Raw genomic sequence first — 19,709 nt, 5'->3', positions numbered from 1 at the left:
TTTCCAGGGAGATGCCATGAACAATCAACTGTGGATCGGCTGCCTCCTCGGGGCTGCCGTGGGTTTGATCGTTGGGCAGCTGATCTTCAATTCACCCTTCCTGGGAATCCTCATCGGACTCGGGCTTGGTGCCTTGGCAGGGGCCGCGACGGGACCCCGCCGCGGATAGGGCGGTTGGGCCCGTTCCTGAGGCTAGGGGGCCCTAACCAGCCCTTCCCATACCACGGTCCAGTCGGCTGGAAACCCGGGGGCATGGCGGTCCGGGCCGTTGTCCCATCCAGCTGCCATGAGAGCGACAGCGGCGAGCAGCCCACCATTGCCTGGCAGGTAGAGCGGCAACGAGTCCGTCTGGCGGTTGTGCCCGTTGGGCAGGACCGTGTTCTTGCCCGCGCTCAGGAGGAGCGCATCCACTGCGGCCTCCGGGTCCTCAAGCCGTGCTGCGGTCATGGCCATCACCGGGTAGTCCCAGCCCCATGTACTGCCCCAGTCCCAGTCGGCCAGGACATCCGTCAGGGTGGCACGCATGATCTCCGGATCAATGATGTCAGTGCGGGGGAGGACACCGAGGGCGCACAGCATGGAAGGGTGATCCGTGCGGATAGTGAACGGCTCGACGTCGATCGCAGCATAGATGCCGTCAACCACCCGGGGCGGCACCATGCCTTCAGCTACTGCCGACCATCCCTCCACAGGCTCCAACCCGAGACGTTCCCGCCACGATGCTGCCGTTCGCAAGGCCCACTGCCAGTAGGCAAGCTCAAAGGTGGGATTGGTGACCTTTGCCCTGATGGAACCATAGCTTTCCTGCGCCGGAATGAGGGGCGGCCCCAGCTCGAACCCGCGGGTCGTGGGGTGCGCAAAGCTGGCCATGAAGGCAGCTGACTCGAACACGATCTCCGCGAATTCCTCGAGGACGTCACGGCTGGGATGTGCCCGGTACACCAGCTCGGCCAAGTGGATGGGATGGGGCTGCTGCCAGATCAGGAAGGTCCCGATAGGGCTCGGGCTTTCCCGGCCGTCAGGTCCCACCTGCTTGGGCCAGCGGACGCCGTCGAAACCCTGCGCTTTGGCGGTCTGGCGTGAGGTCTCCAGGACGCTCGAGTACCACCGCAACGACGGCAGGAGCAGCTCCGCCCTGTTCCAGTGTGCAAAGTGTGCGGCGTGCCACCAGTGCATTTCCACGTGGAAGCGTCCCCGCCACGAGTTGCATACGAGCCCCGTTTCCTGCGGCGGCAACGAACCCGAACAATTGATCGCGGTCAGGTACTGGGACAGGACGATCCTGCGTTCCAACTCTTTGGCGCGGGGATCATCGGTGGAGTCAAGCTCGATCGCCCCACCCGATGACCAAAAATCCGGCCAAGAGGTCCCGGACGCTGAGATGACAGCTCGTGCAGGTGAAAGCTCGACGCCGTCACGCCCCTCAGCGGGGCCGCTCACCTGAGGGGCCGCTATGGTCGGCCGGTTGTTGCCTCGTGGAAGGCAGTCACCGTCCGCGGTGGATTCGAAGGCAACGGAGAAGTCCAGGACCGTGGAGGTGTCCGGGCTTCCGGCCTGGATGGGGAAGATTCGGAGCTGGTGGCGATCGGTGTACTCCACTGCCAGGTTGGCGCCGGTGATCACCACCTGGTAGCGGGAATCGTCGAGTTCACGGTGGACACGCCAGGCCTTCGCGCCCGGGTGGGTTTCCGAGGTGGTGGGCTCGGCGAGCGTGGTGCTGTGGGCATCCGGCCGGTTCCAGTCCGCAGCGTCGTGCCAGGCCTCGGAACCGTAAGGGAAGCCGATGCCGACCACCAGGCCGGCAGCAAGCGCCGACGACTCCACGCGGAAGCCGAGCTCGTCCCGGGCGGGGTGGCACGCCGTCGTCACGGAGACGGGATATCCGGCCAGGGTAAAGCGGCTGGTCACTGTACCCGTCCAGAGGTCGAGCGTTTGCTCTGTGTCGGCGAGGTCGGCCGGTGTGAGGGGACGGTCGGTGCCGTCCCTCCTCCACCGGAACCCGATGCGCCCCAGATCGAGTCGATGCGCGTTGGCACGCAACCAGGTTTCGCCCAAGGAGGTGTCGGTTTCACGGTCGTTGACGATGTCGCCCACCATGTCCACGTAAGGGACCGGCCCCCGCGGGGAGTCGTAGAGGACAGTGGAGCCGGCGAGGTCATACGTCTGGGCAGGTGGAACGGAATGCCAACCCCACTGCGCCTGTGTACCCAGCAGCGTTCCCGGAGGCAGGTCATCACGCGCTCCCACGGGATAGTCCGTGGGGAGCGACTGCAGTCCGGTGAGATCCATGGTGAAGGCAAACTCGCCGTTGCCCACGGAGACGGGGCCTCGCGGATCCAGGTGCTGCTGCCGGACATTGTGTCGCTGGACCAGAATCCTGCGATCAATTGCCGGGGATTCCGAAGTCTTGCTGTGGCTGTGCACTGTGCACGCCCTCCTGATGCTGTCTGCTGTGACTGCTGCTGGGGATTATCCGGTCAAATCGGGTATCGGGGCCGGCTCCCCTGAGTGGTTGGGCCTGTAGGTGAAACCGTTTTCCGAAACGATTCAATACTTGTTCCTGCGTGAGTAGCTGTCAACCCTGGCATCTTCGCTGCCGTCGGCGGGCGCCAGAACTACCGTCTCTTCGCGTTCCAGCAGCGGGAAGAAGGCTGCCCGCTCGTCGGGTGTCTTGTTGGGCTGGTGCAAGGTAAGGAACAGGCTCCCATCCAGGCGGCGGCCGATCATTCCATGACCGCCGTCTGTGCTCCAGAGTGGTTCGGATTCCTGGGTCCACGGGCCCAGGATCGTTCCCGATTCGCTGCGGGCAATACCCATGGCGTAGCCGTGGTCGCCGAAGCTGGACCACAGCATGATGAGCCTGCCGCTGCTGAGTGGGAACAGGAAGGGACCATCCGTGACGTATACGGGAAACTCGCGGTCTTTTACCGAAGGGACGTCCAGCGCGCGGGACCACGGAGCCTCCGAGGCGCTGAAGAGGAAGATGGGCACGCCAACAGCCTCCCGAAGGTCCGGACTGAGCCGCTGGGCCATCATGGTGCCGTCGTGCACCTGCTTCCACTCGTGGCAAAAGACCATCCAGGGAGCCCCCTCCCCGTCCACATGGAGCGTGCCGTCCAGGCACTGCCAGTTACCTGGAGTGACGGGCCCCTCACTCCACGGCGCGTAGGGCCCCTCTGGTTTTTCGGCCGCAAGTATTTGCGTTCCCCGGAGAGTGCCGGGCGCGATGAAGGTGGCGAACATAAAATAGCGCCCTTGGTACTCATGAACCTCAGGAGCCCAGTACTGCTCCTGGCTCCAGAATCCGCGCGGCGGTCGGAACGCCTCAAGGGGACCCTCCCAGGCGACAAGGTCGCTGCTTCGGTAGCAGTCGAATCCTGTTGCCTGCCCGGACCAGATGTTCTTATCGGTGCTGCCGAAGAGCAGGTAGCTGCCGGATGCCCGGTGCGTGAGTACGAACGGATCCCGGATCTGGATCTGGTCCAAGCGCAAGGCCAAGTTGGTCTCCTCGGTGAAACAAATAGTTCATATCCAAAACTATTGACGAACATACACCATCTTGATACGTTTCAGGAACCGTTTTCTGAGCCTGAAAGAAGCTTACCCAATGACGCGTAAATCCCTCCGGCATATCCGCAAGTCCATAGCCTTCGTAGCAGCCGTCAGCATGTTCGGCCTGACGGCTGCCTGTTCCAGCCCATCATCCAACCAAGCCGAGGACGGCCCTGTGGAGATCCGGTTCTCGTGGTGGGGCAACGCCACCCGTGCCGAACTGACCAACAAGGCCATCAAGGAATTCGAGGCTGCCAACCCCAACATCAAGGTCAAGCCGGAGTACGGCGACATTGGCGGCTACTTTGACAAACTGGCCACCCAGGTAGCTGCCAACGACGCTCCCGATGTCATAACCATGGGCGGCGCCTACCCTGCCGAGTACGCCAACCGGGGCGCACTGCTGGACCTGTCCGAGGTTGACGGGTCCTTGGACCTCTCCAAAATGGATCAGGGAGCCCTGGAAAACGGGCAGGTCCAAGGCAAGCAGTACGGCGTTTCGACCGGTGCCAACGCGCTGGCAATCGTCGTCAACCCGGCCGTTTTCCAAGCGGCGGGTGTTGCCCTGCCGGACGATAGCACATGGTCCTGGGACGACTTTGCCAAGACCGCAGAGGACATCACCGCCAAGAGCCCCAAGGGTACGTACGGCACCGCGACTGTCCTCACCCATGATTCCCTGGACGCCTTCGCCCGCCAGCGCGGAAAGTCGCTCTACACCCAGGACGGCCAACTGGGCCTGGACAAAGAAACTGTGCAGGACTATTTCGACTTTTCCCTGAAGCTCAGTGAATCAGGTGCCGCCCCCAGCGCCTCGGAGACCGTGGAGAAACTCAACGTCAGCACGGAACAGACGCTCATGGGCATGGGCCAGGCAGGAATGATGCTCACTTGGACCAACTCACTGACAGCCCTGAGCAAAGCCTCCGGTGCAGAGCTGAAACTCCTCAAGCTCCCTGGCGAGACTCCCACACCTGGAATCTGGCTGCAGTCTTCGCAGTTCTATACGATCTCGGCCCGCAGCAAACACACGGACGCTGCAGCCAAACTGGTCAGCTTCCTGGTAAATAATGAAGCCGCTGCGAAGATCATCCAGAGCGACCGTGGCGTGCCCAGCAACTCCGGGATGCGCACGGCCATCCAGGATCTGCTGACACCGCAGGGCAAGGTGGAAGCCGCCTACATCGACCAGATCGGCAAGATGGACTTCGCGCCGACGTTCATCGGCCCCACCGGGTCCACTGCCGTTTCTGAGATTACGGCGCGCATCAACACCGAGGTATTGTTCAAGCGGCTGACTCCGGAAAAGGCGGCGGAGCAGTGGCTCAGCGAAAGCAAGGCCGCCATCGGCAAATAGCCTGTCAGCCGGCGTCGGGGACTTCCAGGTAGGGGTCCGCCCATGCGCTGATGATGCGGGCAACCCGTGCTGCCTGGCCCTTCCCGGTCAGGAGATGTTCGCTGCCTTCCAGGGAAATGAAGCTCCGGGGGTGCCGGGCAGTACGGAAGATCTCACTGGCGTTGTCGATTCCCACTGTGTTGTCGGTGGGGGAGTGCATCACCATCAGCGGCTTGTGGAGGGTGCGGATGCAGTCGCGCAGATCAGCGCGTTCCACGTCCTCCACAAAGTGGCGGCGAACCTCCATGGGGCGTCCGCCGAGGTCCACCACCGCGCTGCCATCGCGCAGGATGGCGTCAATTTCAGTGTCGAACATGTGCTCAACATGCTTTGGTTCGTACGGTGCCCCGACCGTCACCACGGCGTTCAGGCCGGGGATGTCGCGGGCCGCAGCCAACACCGCTGCACCGCCGAAAGAGTGTCCCACCAGCAACGAGATTCCCCGGCCCTGTTCCCGCATGAACTCCGACGCCAGGATGGTGTCGGCCACCTTCACACTGAACGATCCCGCCGACCATTCACCGGCTGAGCCTCCCAGGCCCAGGTTGTCGAAGCGCAGCATTCCCACGCCCTGCTCGGCCAGCCCCTTGCAGATGCGGGAGGCGGCAGGGCTGTCCTTGCCGAGAGTCAGGCCATGCGAGTACAGGCCCCAGCCCCGAACAGGGCCCTCGGGCACATCCACGATGCCTGCCAGCGTGTCGCCGGTGCTTCCCGTGAAGCTGATCTTCTCAGAGCGTGACACGCTGTCTCCTGGTAATTAGAGGGCCGGTTGCGGCCAGTGATTAACGACGACGGCGCCGTCACCATGAGTGGTGAGCGGCGCCGTCGTCGTACTGTTCTTTGGGTGAACGGCTGACTAGATCTTGCGGGACAGGATGGCCTGCTTGACCTCTGCGATGGCCTGTGTCACCTGGATGCCACGCGGGCATGCTTCCGAGCAGTTGAAGGTGGTGCGGCAACGCCACACGCCTTCCTTGTCGTTGAGGATCTCCAAGCGCATGTCGCCGGCGTCATCACGGGAATCGAAGATGAAGCGGTGTGCGTTGACGATCGCTGCCGGACCAAAGTACTGACCATCGGTCCAGAAGACCGGGCAGGAAGAGGTGCAGGCAGCGCACAGGATGCACTTGGTGGTGTCGTCAAAGCGCTCACGGTCCTCAACGGACTGCAGGCGTTCCTTGGTGGGCTCGTGGCCCTTGTTGATGAGGAACGGCATGACTTCGCGGAAGGACTGGAAGAAGGGTTCCATGTCCACGATCAGGTCCTTCTCCACGGGGAGGCCCTTGATCGGCTCGACGGTGATGGGCTTGGTGGTGTCCAGGTCCTTCAGCAGCGTCTTGCAGGCGAGACGGTTGCGGCCGTTGATGCGCATGGCATCGGAACCGCAAACGCCGTGGGCACAGGAGCGGCGGAAGGAAACGCTGCCGTCGATCTCCCACTTGACCTTGTGCAGGGCATCCAACACGCGGTCCGTGCCGTACATGGTCAGTTTGTAGTCATCCCAGCGTGCCTCGTCCGAGATCTCGGGGTCGTAGCGGCGCACGCGGAGCGTGATGTGGAACGTGGGGATTTCACCGTCGCCGGCGACGCTTGCCGGGAGCTCGATCTTGGAAGCGGGCTCTGCCATTTCGGTCGTCATTAGTACTTACGCTCCATCGGCTCGTAACGGGTGAAGATGACGGGCTTCGTCTCAAGACGGATGCCCGCGACGGATTCCGCGGAGGAATCTACGGTGACGGAATTGTCCAGGTAAGCCATGGAGTGCTTCATGAACTTTTCGTCGTTGCGGTCCGGGAAGTCCTCGCGGTAGTGGCCACCGCGCGACTCTTCACGGTGCAGTGCGCCCACGGTCATGACCTTGGCCATGTCCAGGAGGAAGCCCAGTTCCACGGCTTCCAGGAGGTCCAGGTTGAAGCGCTTGCCCTTGTCCTGAACGGTGACGTGCTTGTACCGCTCTTCGAAGGACGCGATGTCGCGAAGGACCTGCTCCAGGGATTCCTTGGTACGGAACACCTGCATGTTGGCATCCATGGTGTCCTGCAGTTCTTTGCGGATCTGAGCAACACGCTCGGTGCCGTTGCCGTTCAGCAGTCCGTCCAGGATTCCGCGGGTCATTGCCTCGGGGTCCTCGGGCAGCTCGACGAAGTCGGCCGTCTTGGAGTACTCCGCAGCGGCGATGCCGGCGCGCTTGCCGAACACGTTGATGTCCAGGAGCGAGTTGGTGCCGAGACGGTTCGATCCGTGGACGGACACACAGGCAACTTCACCCGCAGCGTAGAGGCCCGGGACGATCGTGTCGTTGTCCTGGAGAACCTCAGTGGTGATGTTGGTGGGGATGCCACCCATGGCGTAGTGGGCCGTGGGGAAGACGGGCACCGGATCCGTGAACGGCTCCACACCAAGGTAGGTGCGGGCGAACTCGGTGATGTCCGGAAGCTTGGCTTCGATGTGTGCCGGTTCAAGGTGGGTCAGGTCCAGGAGGACGTAGTCCTTGTTCGGGCCACAGCCGCGGCCTTCACGCACTTCGTTCGCCATGGCGCGGGCCACGATGTCACGGGGTGCGAGGTCCTTGATGGTGGGGGCGTAGCGCTCCATGAAGCGCTCACCTTCGGAGTTTCGCAGGATGGCACCTTCACCACGTGCACCCTCGGTGAGGAGGATGCCCAGGCCGGCCAGGCCGGTCGGGTGGAACTGGAAGAACTCCATGTCTTCCAGGGGGATGCCGCGGCGGAACGCGATGCCCATGCCGTCGCCCGTGAGCGTGTGGGCGTTGGATGTGGTCTTGAAGACCTTGCCCGCACCGCCGGAAGCGAAGACCACGGACTTGGCCTGGAAGACGTGAAGTTCGCCCGAGGCGAGGTCGTAGGAGACCACGCCGGCAACGCGCTTCTGCTTGTACGGGGTACCGTCCTCGCGCACTGCGTCTTCTTCGACGATCAGCAGGTCCAGGACGTAGTACTCGTTGTAGAACTCAACGTTGTGCTTGACGCAGTTTTGGTACAGCGTCTGCAGGATCATGTGGCCCGTGCGGTCGGCTGCGTAACATGCGCGGCGGACAGGAGCCTTGCCGTGGTCACGGGTGTGGCCACCGAAGCGGCGCTGGTCAATCCGGCCCTCGGGCGTGCGGTTAAACGGCAGACCCATCTTTTCCAGGTCCAGCACGGCGTCAATGGCTTCCTTCGCCATGACCTCGGCTGCGTCCTGGTCAACCAGGTAGTCGCCACCCTTGATGGTGTCAAAGGTGTGCCATTCCCAGTTGTCTTCTTCGACGTTGGCCAGTGCTGCACACATACCACCCTGGGCTGCACCTGTGTGCGAGCGGGTGGGGTAGAGCTTGGTCAGTACCGCTGTGCGTGCGCGCTGACCGGACTCGATCGCGGCGCGCATGCCGGCGCCACCTGCACCGACAATGACGACGTCGTACTTATGGACCTGCATACCAGATGCTCTCTCTTTCAAAATTCAGATGGTCGGCGGAGGCTGCTCCGCTACGTCAGGCGAACCGGTTCACTCCAAGGGAGTGCCGGCGTCGCCGCTACGGGGCCGGGCAGAATCCGCCAGGAAGCTGAACGCCGTCGACGACGGGGCACGGGTTGAAGGTGAAGATCACCAGCGTGCCGAGGATGATGATGACCAGGGTGGCCGCGTAGAGGACCATCTTGAGCCAGAAGCGCGTGGAATCCTTCTCGGCGTAGTCATTGATGATGGTGCGGACGCCGTTGGTGCCGTGCAGCATGGCAAGCCACAGCATGGCGAGGTCCCAGAACTGCCAGAACGGATCAGCCCACTTGCCGGCAACAAAGCCGAAATCGATGGCGTGGATGCCCTCGCCCACCAGCAGGTTAACGAAGAGGTGGCCGAAGATCAGCACCACCAGGACGATGCCGGAGAGGCGCATGAAGAGCCAGGCGATCATTTCGAAGTTGCCGCGGCTGGAGCCGGTGCGGTTGTACTTCGGAGCGATCTTCCCGGAACCGATTTTGCCGCTGCGCGGGCTTTCGATGGTTGTCATGGCTTAGTGGCCTCCCAGCGCGAGTGAAAGGTGGCGGATGGCGAAGCCGGCGAACGTGACCAGCCACAGCGCAAGCACGATCCACAGCATCTGGCGCTGGTACTTCGCGCCCTTCTTCCAGAAGTCGATGGCGATCACGCGCAGGCCGTTGAAGGCGTGGAAGATGATCGCTGCGACCAGGCCCGTTTCACCCAGGGCCATGAGGGGGTTCTTGTAAGCGCCAATGACGGCGGTGTAGGCCTCAGGGGACACACGCACCAATGAGGTGTCCAGCACATGGACCAACAAGAAGAAAAAGATCACTACACCTGTAATGCGGTGTCCAACCCAGGACCACATGCCTTCACGGCCGCGGTACAAGGTGCCAGCTGGTTTTGTCGGCACTGATTAAACCTTCCTGCAACACAGCGGCGCTGGCATGGGATCCACGCGGGGGGAACGCCTGCTGCGAGAGCACTCGTAGCTCACGCCTAAATCTAGGCTTCGCTCACAGCATATTCAATTTAGGACGGGCTTCTCTGCTTGTTAATTCCATGTTTCCTGCCAGTATTCAGGCGATTTTGCCTGCTTCCTGAGACGAACACCACATGCGTGGCGTACTGCGGGGCTTCGGGCTTGCGTCGGATAAAGTGTTGCGGTGAGTACAGAAGACGCGAAATACCCGGAATCGCCCATGAACCGCTTCCATGCGGTTATTCCGGCCGGCGGTGTGGGGACCCGGTTGTGGCCGCTCTCGCGGGCCGCTGCGCCCAAGTTCCTCCATGACCTGACCGGTTCCGGCAGTACCTTGTTGAGGGCCACCTACGACCGCCTTCAGCCCTTGGCAGGTGAACGGGTGCTCGTCGTGACGGGCGAGGCGCACCGTGCCGCTGTTTGCCGCCAGCTCCCGGAGATCGGCGACGACGAGCTGGTGCTCGAAAGCGAACCCAAGGACTCCGGTGCTGCCATCGGCTTGGCCGCCGCCATCCTGTATCGGCGCGATCCGGACACCATCATGGGTTCCTTCGCCGCGGACCAGGTCATCAGCCCGGACCACCTCTTCCAGGAAACGGTGCGCGAGGCGATCTACACAGCTGCCATGGGGAAGATCGTCACCATCGGCATCAAGCCCACGCACCCTTCCACTGGCTTCGGATACATCCGCTCGGGCGCTGCCCTCCACGTGGATGGAGCTCCGAACGCGCTTGCCGTGGCCGAGTTCGTCGAGAAGCCCAGCCAGGAAGTTGCCAACAAATACGTAGAAGCCGGGGACTACGTCTGGAATGCCGGCATGTTCGTCGCTCCCGTGGCACTCATGCTCAAGCACCTCGAAGCGAACCAGCCGGAGCTCTTCGCGGGCCTCCAGGAAATCGCCGAGGCCTGGGACACGCCGCAGCGTGCCGAAGTAACGGCGCGCATTTGGCCGACCCTGCCCAAGATTGCCATTGATTACGCAGTCGCCGAGCCAGCAGCGGCGGCCGGCGATGTCGCCGTCGTGCCTGGCACCTTCCGCTGGGACGACGTCGGTGACTTTGCCGCGATCGGCCGCCTGAACAACGCCGGCGACGTCGACGAAGTGACGGTGCTCGGTGAGGGCGCGCGCGTCTTCGCGGAGAATGCCAGCGGTGTGGTGGTCTCCGATACCAAGCGCGTGATTGCACTGATCGGTATCAAGGACGTCGTCATCGTGGACACTTTGGACGCGCTCCTGGTGACCACCAAGGAACACGCCCAGCTGGTCAAGGGCACCGTTGACGCCCTCAAAGCCAGCGGCGACACGGACGTGCTGTAACGCATCTGCTTATACCGTGAGCCACCTCTTTGGTTGTCCTGCGCCTGAACGCAGCGTAACCAAGAGGTGGCTTTCGTTCTTCGGGTGCCGCGGATGGCTAGAGTTGTGACGTGCGCAATTACACGACTGAAACCGAGCCCGCTCCCGTTGTGAGTCCTTGGGTTGATGAACTGCTTCCCGGACTCATCGATTTCCGGCGTGACCTCCATGCGCACCCGGAGCTGTCCTTCAAGGAATTCCGCACCACGGACAAGCTGGCGGAGCGCCTTGAAGCGGCCGGCCTGAAGCCCCGGCGGCTGGAAGGAACCGGGCTGACCGTCGACGTGGGGGAGGGGCCCATCGCCACAGCCCTCCGCGGGGACATCGACGCATTGCCGATCATCGAAGAAACCGGCCTGCCGTTCGCGTCCAAGAACCACGGTGTGACCCACGCCTGCGGCCACGACGTCCACACCACCGCCATGCTCGGCATTGCCCTGACGCTGCAGCGGATGCACAAGAACAATCCTCTGGGCGGCACGGTCCGGATCATCTTCCAGCCTGCCGAGGAAACCATGCCTGGCGGCGCACTGTCCTGCATCGAGCAGGGAGTGCTTGAAGGCGTGCCGCGCATTCTGGCACTGCATTGCGATCCCCGGATCAACGTGGGCCAGATCGGCACCCGCATCGGGGCCATCACGTCTGCCTCGGACACGATCAAGATCGAACTTTCCGGCCGTGGCGGACACACGTCCCGGCCACATCTGACCGAAGACCTGGTGTTCGCACTGGCCCAAATCGCGGTCAACGTGCCGGCTGTCCTTTCCCGCCGGGTGGACGTCCGCAGCGGCGTTTCGGTGGTCTGGGGCCAAATTTCAGCGGGTTCGGCGCCCAATGCCATTCCCGGCACGGGTTACATGGCCGGCACCATGCGCTGCCTCGACCGCGACGCCTGGCACAGTGCCGGCGAGCTGCTGGACGACGTGGTCAGGCAGGTTGCTGCACCGTATGGCGTGGACGTGCACCTTGAGCACACCCGCGGCGTGCCTCCCGTGGTGAACTCCGAGCATGAGACTGCCCTGATTGAAGCCTCCGCTCGTGCTGAATTGGGCGAGCACGCCGTGGTCCTCACGCCGCAGTCCATGGGTGGCGAGGATTTTGCGTGGTTCCTGGCGGACCTCCCCGGTGCCATGATGCGCCTGGGGACGCACACTCCGGGCGGGGAGGAATATGACCTCCACCGAGGTGACTTCATCGTGGACGAACGCGCCCTTGGCTATGCGATCCGCGTCCTGACCGCGGCAGCCCTCCGCACCATCCGCGACCTCGAGCAGTAAGCCCAACTGCGTCGCATTTAGGGCTCTCGTGAGCACCTGAATGCGACTCAGTGGGGTGCTTTCCCCCCCCAATGAGTTGTGCACAATTGAATTGTGCACTATCGTTTTATCCATGAGTGATGCACCCCGCCTCCGCCACCAGGTTTGCTTTGCGCTGTACTCGGCATCCAAAGCTGCGACCGCGGTTTACCGCCCCGTGCTGGAAGAGCTCGGCCTGACGTACCCGCAATACCTGGTGATGCTGGTCCTGTGGGAGCAGGAGCCACGGAGCGTTCGCGACCTCGGCGCTGAATTGGGTCTGGACTCCGGCACATTGTCACCCCTCCTGAAGCGCCTCGAAGGCCTGGGCCTGGTGGAACGCCGCCGCTCCGCCGAGGACGAGCGCCGGGTGGACGTGGTACTGACCGACGCCGGAACCGCGTTGAGCGGCCGCGCCCAGGCCGTGCCCCAGCGCCTCGCCGACGCCGCCGGCCTCTCTGCCGGCGAAATCGAGCAACTGCATGCCACCCTCGGCAAGCTCACGGCAGCCCTGAACAGCTCACTCTGACAGCCTCCCGGAAGACCCCGGGCCATCCATTCCCCGAAGAGAAACGGAAACACCATGAAGACTCTTTACACTGCCGAGGCACTGGCCTCCGGCGAAGGCCGCGACGGCAACGCCCGCACCAATGACGGCAAGCTGGATGTAGCACTCGCCAGCCCCGTGGAACTGGGCGGCAACGGCGAAGGCACCAACCCGGAGCAGCTGTTCGCAGCGGGCTACGCTGCCTGCTTCCACTCCGCCCTCCGCCTGGTAGGCCGCAAGGAGCGCGTCGACCTCAGCGAATCCGCCGTTGCTGCCAAGATCCACTTCGGCGCGTTGACGGACAGCGAAGGCTACGGCCTGGCAGCGGAGCTCGAGATCGCACTGCCCGCCCTGGACCGCGACACGGCAGAACAGCTGATGGCCAAGGCGCACCAGATCTGCCCCTACTCCAACGCAACCCGCGGCAACATGGCCGTGGACCTCAAGCTCGTCGAGTTCGCAGCATGAGCGCCGCCGCAACGGAAACCCGCGAAATCCAGCTGGCCTCCCGCCCCGTAGGGCGCCCCGCTCCGGAGAACTTCCGGCTCGCAACGGCACAGCTCCCCGAGCTCGCCGAGGGACAGCTCCTGGTCAAGAACCAGTTCATGTCCGTGGACCCCTACATGCGCGGCCGCATGAACGACGTCAAGTCCTACTCGGCGCCGTTCCGCCTCGATGCAGCGCTCGACGGCGGTGCGGTCGGCGAGGTGATCGCGTCCCGTTCGGACGCGCACAAGGTGGGTGACGTCGTCGTGCATCAACTCGGGTGGCGTGAGCACGCAGTGGTGGACGCGGCGGCCACGACCCCGGTCCCCAGCGGGCTGGCGCCAACCTCAGCATTCCTTGGTGCGCTGGGCATGACCGGGCTGACTGCCTATGCCGGACTGCTCAAGGTGGCAGAGTTCAAAGAAGGCGAGGTCGTCTTCGTGTCCGGAGCGGCAGGCGCCGTCGGTTCGATGGTTGGCCAGATCGCCAAGGCCATGGGCGCTTCCAAAGTCATCGGCAGTGCCGGATCGCCGGAGAAGGTCGCCCGCCTGCTGGAGCTCGGCTTTGACGCCGCCTTCAACTACAACGACGCCCCCGTGCTGGAGCAGCTCCGTGAAGCAGCGGGGGAGCGCGGCATCGACGTGTACTTCGACAACGTCGGTGGCGAGCACCTGGAAGCAGCCCTCGCCACGCTGACCGTCGGTGGTCGGGTGGCCATGTGCGGCGCCATCGCACAGTACAACTCCACGGAGCCCCCGGTTGCCCCGCGAAACCTGGCGGTGGCCATCGGCAAGCAGCTCACCCTGCGCGGATTCCTGGTGGGCGGACAACGACAGCACGCCGCTGAGTTCGCGCAGAAGATGGCCGGCTGGCTCGCCGACGGCAGTGTCAGCTACGACGAGACCATCGTGGATGGACTGGAGAATGCGCCGCAGGCCTTCATTGATCTCCTGGACGGTGCGAACACCGGGAAGATGCTGGTCCGCCTCTAATCCACGGATAAACACCGTGTGACTTGCACACCCGGCTACTGCTTGGTAACAAAAGGTCAACAATCTGACCTGGAGTGATCATTTGTGGTAGCTGGGTGTGTTCCAGGCCACTAGTGTTGGTGTCATCAATGCGCTTAGGCGCAGCTGCGAGCATCAGTGAAAACAGAATTTCTGCCTCAGGTATAGGAAACGGACACTCATTGACCATCCGTCGTAGCGCCAATCACTTTCTTCCTGGAGGAAAATTGAAGAAACCACTGCGTGCCACCCTGAAGCGCGGTTCAATGGCCGGTGTTGCAACCGTCGGCGCAGCAGCGCTCCTGCTGACCGGCTGTGGCCAGGCTCCCGACGCCGGATCCGGCGCCGCCACCAAGAGCGACTTTGTCGGATGCATCGTGTCCGACTCCGGCGGATTCGATGACCAGTCCTTCAACCAGTCCTCATTCGAAGGCCTCAAGAAGTCCGAGAAGGACCTTGGCATCACGGTGAAGTCCGCCGAATCCAAGGCCAACAGCGACTTCGAGACCAACCTCAACGGCATGGTCTCCGCTGGCTGCAACCTGACGGTTACCGTCGGCTTCCTCCTGGGCGATGCCACCAAGGCTGCTGCCGAGAAGAACACGGACAAGCACTTCGCCATCATCGACTTCGCCTACGACGCCCCCATCGCCAACGTGAAGCCGGTTGTCTACGACACCGCCCAGGCCGCCTACCTGGCAGGCTATGCCGCTGCTGCGACCACCAAGACCGGCAAGGTGGGTACGTTCGGCGGCATCAAGATCCCCACGGTCACCATCTTCATGGACGGCTTCTACGACGGCGTCCAGGCCTACAACAAGGCCAAGAACAAGACCGTCCAGGTTGTCGGCTGGGACAAGAACACCCAGGACGGTTCCTTCACGGGTGACTTCGAAAAGCAGGACACCGGCAAGCAGGTCACCATCAACCTGCTGGACCAGGGCGCGGACATCGTCATGCCCGTGGCCGGCCCGGTGGGCAAGGGTGCAGGCGCTGCACTCAAGGAAGCCAAGGCTGCCGGCAAGGACGTCAAGCTGATCTGGGTTGACTCCGATGGCTACCTGACGGCTCCCGAGTACAAGGACCTCATGCTGACCTCCGTGGTCAAGCAGATGGGCGAGGCCGTTGAGGCCGTGGTCAAGGATGACACCGAAGGCAAGTTCAGCAACGACGCCTACGTGGGCACCCTGGAGAACGACGGCGTTGCCATCGCTCCGTTCCACGACCTCGATTCTGCAGTTTCTGCCGAAACCAAGTCCGAACTCGACGCCCTGAAGGCCGACATCGTGTCCGGCAAGCTGGTAGTCGAATCGAAGGCAAGCCCTAAGAAGTAAGCAATTCCTGGACGCGCCGCCAGTACCGAGCCCCGGTACTGGCGGCGCGTTTTTGCCCTGACTAGGCTGAACCCAAAGCTCGTGGCTTTGGAGCTGTTCAGCTGTCCCTCGGACTCACAGAACGGTGGGAGTTGTGAAACTCGAATTGAAGGGGATCTCGAAAGCCTTCGGGACCTTCTACGCCAACCAAGACATAGACCTCGTGGTCGAATCCGGCCAGATCCACTGCCTTCTCGGCGAAAATGGCGCCGGTAAATCAACCCTCATGAACGTGCTGTACGGGCTGTATGAACCCACGGCAGGCCAGATCCTGGTGGATGACCAAACGGTCGCTTTCCGCGGACCCGGTGATGCCATGGCGGCAGGCATCGGCATGGTCCATCAGCACTTCATGCTGGTCCCCGTCTTCACGGTGGCAGAAAACGTGGCCCTCGGTGCAGAACCAACCACGTTCGGCGGTGTACTCAGCATCGACGAAACCCGGAAGAAGATCCGGGAAATATCCGACCAATACGGCTTCGACGTCGATCCCGACGCCTTGGTGGAGGACCTCCCCGTGGGTGTCCAGCAGCGCGTCGAGATCATCAAGGCGCTGGTCCGCGAAGCCAAGGTCCTGATTCTGGACGAACCCACGGCTGTGCTGACTCCGCAGGAAACCGATGAGCTTCTGGACATCATGCGCCAGCTCAAGGCCGGCGGCACGTCCATCGTCTTCATTTCCCACAAGCTGCGCGAAGTGAAGGCGGTATCCGATGTCATCACCGTCATCCGCCGCGGAAAAGTAGTGGGGGACGCTCCTCCATCGGCCTCGGCTACGGAGTTGGCCTCCATGATGGTGGGCCGTCCCGTCAGCCTGAGCCTCAACAAGGCTGCCGCCCAACCGAAGGAAACCACCTTCGTGGTGGAGAACCTGACGGTCCGCGCTGCCAACGGCACCAATGTGGTGGACGGAATCAGCTTCGACATCGCCCAGGGTGAGATCCTGGCCATCGCCGGCGTCCAGGGCAACGGCCAAACAGAACTGACCGAAGCCATCCTCGGCGTGCAGGAGCACGTCACAGGTTCGGTGACATTGGATGGCCGGCAGTTGCTGGGCCTCCCGGTCAAGGACGTGCTGCGCTCCGGCGTCGGCTTTGTCCCCGAAGACCGTACCGTGGACGGACTGGTGGGTCCGTTCTCGGTGGCCGAGAACCTGGTGCTGGACCTCTATGATCAAGCGCCCTTCGCCAGCGGCATCGGCATGAAGCCCGCGAAGGTCATGGAAAACGCCAAGGCAAAGATCGATGAGTTCGACATCCGCACACCCTCAGCGGGGGCTGCTGCCGGAACACTGTCCGGCGGCAACCAGCAGAAGGTCGTCATGGCCCGGGAGTTGTCCAGGCCATTGCGGTTGTTCATCGCCAGCCAGCCGACCCGTGGCGTGGACGTTGGCTCCATCGAGTTCCTGCACAAGCGGATCGTTGCCGAACGCGACGTCGGAACCCCGGTCATGATCGTTTCCACTGAACTTGACGAAGTCATTGAGCTCGCAGACCGGATTGCCGTGCTCTACAAGGGCAAGCTCGTGGGCATCGTTCCTGCTGGAACGCCCCGTGACACCCTCGGCTTGATGATGGCCGGCGTCGGCCCTGAAGGAGGCTCCGATGACTGAAAACCAGTCCAAGAACGAGCAAAAACCCGCCGAGTCCACAGCGGAACTCCGCGCGGCGGATGTCTCGCTCGATACCGCAGGCGGGATGCTGGAGCCGTCGATCGTCCCGGTTTCTTCCCAAAGCGGAGACTCAGGGGTGCAGCAGGGCAGCCTCATCCGCCGCATCGTGATGGGCAACGGATTTGTGTCCGTCCTGGCCGTCATTGTGGCGCTGTTCCTGGGCGGCCTGTTGATCGCCAGCACGGATGCCCAGGTCGCCAAGACCGCCGGCTACTTGTTCGCTCGGCCCACGGACTTCCTGAGCGCCTTGTGGTCCGCCATGACGGAGAGCTACGCGGCCCTGTTCCAGGGCGCTGTTTTCAATCCGCGTGAGGGCTTTAAGCCTTTGCTGGAAACCATGACCGTGGCAACCCCGTTGATCTGTGCCGGCCTCGGTGTTGCTTTGGCATTCCGTGCCGGCCTGTTCAACATCGGTGCGCAGGGCCAGATCATCATCAGCGCCACGCTCGCCGCCTATGTCGGGTTCGCCTGGCACCTGCCGTTTGGCCTGCACTTGCTGGTGGTCATCATCATGGGCGTTCTGGGCGGTGCCGCATGGGGCGCCATCGTAGGCATCCTCAAAGCCCGGACCGGCGCGCATGAAGTCATCGTGACCATCATGCTCAATTACGTAGCCTTGTTCCTGCTGGACTTCCTGCTGAACACGTCGGCGTTCCGGCGGCCGGGGGACAACAGCCCCATCTCGCCCCGCCTCGACGAATCGGCCACGTATCCAGTCCTCATCCCCGGATCCCGTCTCCACGTGGGCTTCCTGGTGGCAATAGCGCTGACCTACGGCGTGTGGTGGCTGCTGAACCGTTCCACCATCGGCTTCGAGTTCCGCGCAGTGGGTGCCAATCCCGTCGCAGCACGGACCGCGGGCGTCAAGGTACCCCGCGCCACGATCCTGGTGATGGCCATGGCCGGTGCCCTCGCTGCTTTCGGCGGCGTGGCGCAGGTGGCCGGTACCGAAAAGGTCCTGACAGGCGGCGTCGCTGCCCAGATCGGCTTCGACGCGATCACCGTGGCCCTGCTGGGCCGCAGTACACCGTGGGGAACGTTCTTCGCCGGCCTCCTGTTCGGAGCCTTCCGCGCAGGGGCGGTCCAGATGCAGATCCAGACGGGCACGCCCATCGACATCGTGCTGGTGGTGCAGTCGCTGATCGTCCTCTTCATCGCGGCCCCGCCGCTCATCCGGTCGATCTTCCGGCTCGAGCCCAAGAAGAAGACCAAGACACCCAAAGCGGCTCCCAAGGCTGCCCTCGTCAACGCCTCCGGAGGTGCCAAATGAGCGCGACAACCACCGCTCCGAAGTCGGGTTCAACGGCCCTGCCGGCTTTCAAGCCTTCCATGAAGGTCCCGCTGTCGCTTGGCATCCTGGCGCTCATCGCCCTGGTCTTCTTCGGCTTCCTGGGCCCGGACCAAACAGCGGAGATGAAGATCAGCGACGCCGGCGACGCTGTAGCAGTCCCGGCCCTCATGATTCCCGGGCAGGTGGGCGGCATCGTCTTTGGCATTCTCCTGCTTGCCATGGCCGCCTATTCGATCTACCTCTGGACACAGGGGGAACGTTCACCCAAATGGCTTCCCATCGCGTTTGCCGTGGTGTTCGTGTTCGCCTTGCTCGTCTGGATTGTGGCCGGCGCACGGCAGCCGTCCATTTCGTTGGCGGGCCTGGTTGCAGGTTCGGTAACGCTGGCCGTGCCGCTCGTTTTCGGCTCCTTGTCAGGTGTGCTGTGTGAGCGGGTGGGCGTGGTCAACATCGCCATTGAAGGCCAACTGCTGGGCGGGGCCTTCACGGCCGCACTGGTAGCCACCATGACCGGCAGCCCCTACATCGGCCTGATCGCGGCGGCTGCTGCCGGTGCCGCGGTGTCCATGGTGCTGGCGGTCTTCAGCATCAAGTACCTCGTCAACCAGATCATTGTGGGCGTCGTCCTCAACGTCCTGGTTTCCGGCCTGACGGGCTTCCTGTACGGCACGTTGATGGTTCCCAACAAGGAACAGTTCAACACCCCGGGCCGCCTCGATATCCTGCCGATCCCGTTCCTCTCGGACATTCCCATCATTGGGCCCATCCTTTTCGAGCAGTCCATCGCCGGGTACCTCATGTACATCGCCGTTGCCGTGGTGTGGTTCGGCTTGTTCAAGACCCGTTGGGGCCTGCGGGTCCGCGCGGTCGGTGAGCACCCGCAGGCTGCCGACACCCTGGGCATCAATGTCAATGCCACCCGCTTCTGGAACGTCACGTTGGGCGGTGCCATCGCAGGTATCGGTGGGGCCGTCTTCACTTTGGTGACCATCGACTCGTTCACCAAGGACATCTCCGGCGGCCGCGGCTTCATCGCCTTGGCAGCTTTGATCTTTGGCCGGTGGAACCCGATCGGTGCCTTCCTGGCATCGCTGCTGTTTGGTTTTGCCTACAACCTCCAGTCCATCCTGGGCATCATCGGCACTCCGGTGCCCAGCCAGTTCATGGCCATGCTGCCGTACCTGGTGACCATCTTCGCCGTCGCAGGTTTGGTGGGTAAGTCGCGGCCACCGGCCGCAAGCGGCATACCGTACGTGAAGGGTTGA

18 protein-coding genes are annotated in these 19,709 nt (G+C 63.0%); 11 read left to right on the top strand and 7 right to left on the bottom strand.

Features of this window, described 5'->3' with window-relative positions; genetic code table 11:
• Positions 1 to 16 precede the first annotated feature (16 nt).
• Positions 17 to 169 (top strand): hypothetical protein, encoded by a 153-nt coding sequence (locus QF015_RS04510; RefSeq protein WP_310201808.1) that lies wholly within the window; start codon positions 17 to 19, stop codon positions 167 to 169.
• A gap of 23 nt (positions 170 to 192) precedes the next feature.
• Here QF015_RS04510 and QF015_RS04505 read toward each other — a convergent pair whose 3' ends face one another.
• Both QF015_RS04505 and QF015_RS04500 read right to left on the bottom strand, forming a co-directional pair.
• Complete coding sequence (locus QF015_RS04505) at positions 193 to 2,424, bottom strand: hypothetical protein (protein WP_429387316.1); 2,232 nt, start codon at positions 2,422 to 2,424, stop codon at positions 193 to 195.
• 123 nt (positions 2,425 to 2,547) lie between these two features.
• A complete protein-coding gene (locus tag QF015_RS04500; protein WP_429387314.1) occupies positions 2,548 to 3,498 on the bottom strand; it encodes a glycoside hydrolase family 43 protein in 951 nt (316 codons plus the stop codon).
• Between the two features lie 109 nt (positions 3,499 to 3,607).
• Between QF015_RS04500 and QF015_RS04495 the strand changes: the two genes are divergently transcribed.
• Positions 3,608 to 4,909 carry an ABC transporter substrate-binding protein gene (locus QF015_RS04495; protein WP_429387313.1) on the top strand — a complete coding sequence of 434 codons (1,302 nt, stop codon included), beginning with the start codon at positions 3,608 to 3,610 and terminating at the stop codon, positions 4,907 to 4,909.
• A gap of 4 nt (positions 4,910 to 4,913) precedes the next feature.
• Here QF015_RS04495 and QF015_RS04490 read toward each other — a convergent pair whose 3' ends face one another.
• The 5 genes from QF015_RS04490 to sdhC all read right to left on the bottom strand — a co-directional run bounded on the left by QF015_RS04490 (position 4,914) and on the right by sdhC (position 9,344).
• Positions 4,914 to 5,690, bottom strand: a complete 777-nt coding sequence (locus QF015_RS04490) for an alpha/beta hydrolase family protein (protein WP_310201800.1) — start codon at positions 5,688 to 5,690, stop codon at positions 4,914 to 4,916.
• 114 nt (positions 5,691 to 5,804) lie between these two features.
• Entirely contained in the window at positions 5,805 to 6,587 is a 783-nt protein-coding gene (locus QF015_RS04485; protein WP_026542862.1) for a succinate dehydrogenase iron-sulfur subunit, read from the bottom strand.
• Positions 6,587 to 8,386, bottom strand: a complete 1,800-nt coding sequence (sdhA, locus tag QF015_RS04480) for a succinate dehydrogenase flavoprotein subunit (RefSeq protein ID WP_429387310.1) — start codon at positions 8,384 to 8,386, stop codon at positions 6,587 to 6,589. The genes QF015_RS04485 and sdhA overlap by 1 nt, the downstream gene beginning before the upstream one ends.
• Before the next feature lie 97 nt (positions 8,387 to 8,483).
• The gene (locus QF015_RS04475) at positions 8,484 to 8,960 is read right to left on the bottom strand and encodes a succinate dehydrogenase hydrophobic membrane anchor subunit (RefSeq protein ID WP_026542860.1); all 477 of its coding nucleotides are present in this window, start codon (positions 8,958 to 8,960) and stop codon (positions 8,484 to 8,486) included.
• A gap of 3 nt (positions 8,961 to 8,963) precedes the next feature.
• A complete protein-coding gene (gene sdhC, locus QF015_RS04470; RefSeq protein ID WP_089594138.1) occupies positions 8,964 to 9,344 on the bottom strand; it encodes a succinate dehydrogenase, cytochrome b556 subunit in 381 nt (126 codons plus the stop codon).
• Positions 9,345 to 9,633: 289 nt separating this feature from the next.
• Between sdhC and QF015_RS04465 the strand changes: the two genes are divergently transcribed.
• The 9 genes from QF015_RS04465 to QF015_RS04425 all read left to right on the top strand — a co-directional run bounded on the left by QF015_RS04465 (position 9,634) and on the right by QF015_RS04425 (position 19,709).
• On the top strand, positions 9,634 to 10,731 hold the full coding sequence (locus tag QF015_RS04465; protein WP_429387801.1) for a mannose-1-phosphate guanylyltransferase: 1,098 nt from the start codon (positions 9,634 to 9,636) through the stop codon (positions 10,729 to 10,731).
• Between the two features lie 110 nt (positions 10,732 to 10,841).
• On the top strand, positions 10,842 to 12,047 hold the full coding sequence (locus QF015_RS04460; RefSeq protein ID WP_310201794.1) for an amidohydrolase: 1,206 nt from the start codon (positions 10,842 to 10,844) through the stop codon (positions 12,045 to 12,047).
• 112 nt (positions 12,048 to 12,159) lie between these two features.
• Complete coding sequence (locus QF015_RS04455; protein WP_310201792.1) at positions 12,160 to 12,594, top strand: MarR family winged helix-turn-helix transcriptional regulator; 435 nt, start codon at positions 12,160 to 12,162, stop codon at positions 12,592 to 12,594.
• A gap of 54 nt (positions 12,595 to 12,648) precedes the next feature.
• Positions 12,649 to 13,080, top strand: coding sequence for an organic hydroperoxide resistance protein (locus QF015_RS04450; RefSeq protein WP_429387307.1), 432 nt, complete (start codon positions 12,649 to 12,651; stop codon positions 13,078 to 13,080).
• Complete coding sequence (locus QF015_RS04445; protein WP_310201788.1) at positions 13,077 to 14,090, top strand: NADP-dependent oxidoreductase; 1,014 nt, start codon at positions 13,077 to 13,079, stop codon at positions 14,088 to 14,090. The genes QF015_RS04450 and QF015_RS04445 overlap by 4 nt, the downstream gene beginning before the upstream one ends.
• A 245-nt stretch (positions 14,091 to 14,335) precedes the next feature.
• The gene (locus QF015_RS04440; RefSeq protein ID WP_429387305.1) at positions 14,336 to 15,442 is read left to right on the top strand and encodes a BMP family lipoprotein; all 1,107 of its coding nucleotides are present in this window, start codon (positions 14,336 to 14,338) and stop codon (positions 15,440 to 15,442) included.
• Positions 15,443 to 15,575: 133 nt separating this feature from the next.
• The gene (locus QF015_RS04435; protein ID WP_310201784.1) at positions 15,576 to 17,093 is read left to right on the top strand and encodes an ABC transporter ATP-binding protein; all 1,518 of its coding nucleotides are present in this window, start codon (positions 15,576 to 15,578) and stop codon (positions 17,091 to 17,093) included.
• Positions 17,086 to 18,423, top strand: a complete 1,338-nt coding sequence (locus QF015_RS04430) for an ABC transporter permease (protein WP_429387302.1) — start codon at positions 17,086 to 17,088, stop codon at positions 18,421 to 18,423. Before QF015_RS04435 ends, QF015_RS04430 begins: the two co-directional genes overlap by 8 nt.
• Positions 18,420 to 19,709: an ABC transporter permease gene (locus QF015_RS04425; protein WP_310201780.1), complete on the top strand. Its 1,290-nt coding sequence runs from the start codon at positions 18,420 to 18,422 to the stop codon at positions 19,707 to 19,709. Before QF015_RS04430 ends, QF015_RS04425 begins: the two co-directional genes overlap by 4 nt.

Source organism: Paenarthrobacter sp. TE4293 (assembly GCF_050435325.1).
Lineage (GTDB): Bacteria > Actinomycetota > Actinomycetes > Actinomycetales > Micrococcaceae > Arthrobacter > Arthrobacter nitroguajacolicus_C.
Note: the sequence above shows the minus strand (reverse complement) of the source record. Positions and strands in the feature narration are given on the sequence as shown.

Bases quoted from the DNA above. Each gene is read 5' to 3' on its own strand.
- QF015_RS04510 (WP_310201808.1), top strand. From the start codon at position 17: ATGAACAATCAACTGTGGATCGGCTGCCTCCTCGGGGCTGCCGTGGGT.
- QF015_RS04495 (WP_429387313.1), top strand. From the start codon at position 3,608: ATGACGCGTAAATCCCTCCGGCATATCCGCAAGTCCATAGCCTTCGTA.
- QF015_RS04485 (WP_026542862.1), bottom strand. From the start codon at position 6,587: ATGACGACCGAAATGGCAGAGCCCGCTTCCAAGATCGAGCTCCCGGCA.
- sdhA (WP_429387310.1), bottom strand. From the start codon at position 8,386: ATGCAGGTCCATAAGTACGACGTCGTCATTGTCGGTGCAGGTGGCGCC.
- QF015_RS04475 (WP_026542860.1), bottom strand. From the start codon at position 8,960: ATGACAACCATCGAAAGCCCGCGCAGCGGCAAAATCGGTTCCGGGAAG.
- QF015_RS04465 (WP_429387801.1), top strand. From the start codon at position 9,634: ATGAACCGCTTCCATGCGGTTATTCCGGCCGGCGGTGTGGGGACCCGG.
- QF015_RS04455 (WP_310201792.1), top strand. From the start codon at position 12,160: ATGAGTGATGCACCCCGCCTCCGCCACCAGGTTTGCTTTGCGCTGTAC.
- QF015_RS04450 (WP_429387307.1), top strand. From the start codon at position 12,649: ATGAAGACTCTTTACACTGCCGAGGCACTGGCCTCCGGCGAAGGCCGC.
- QF015_RS04445 (WP_310201788.1), top strand. From the start codon at position 13,077: ATGAGCGCCGCCGCAACGGAAACCCGCGAAATCCAGCTGGCCTCCCGC.
- QF015_RS04430 (WP_429387302.1), top strand. From the start codon at position 17,086: ATGACTGAAAACCAGTCCAAGAACGAGCAAAAACCCGCCGAGTCCACA.
- QF015_RS04425 (WP_310201780.1), top strand. From the start codon at position 18,420: ATGAGCGCGACAACCACCGCTCCGAAGTCGGGTTCAACGGCCCTGCCG.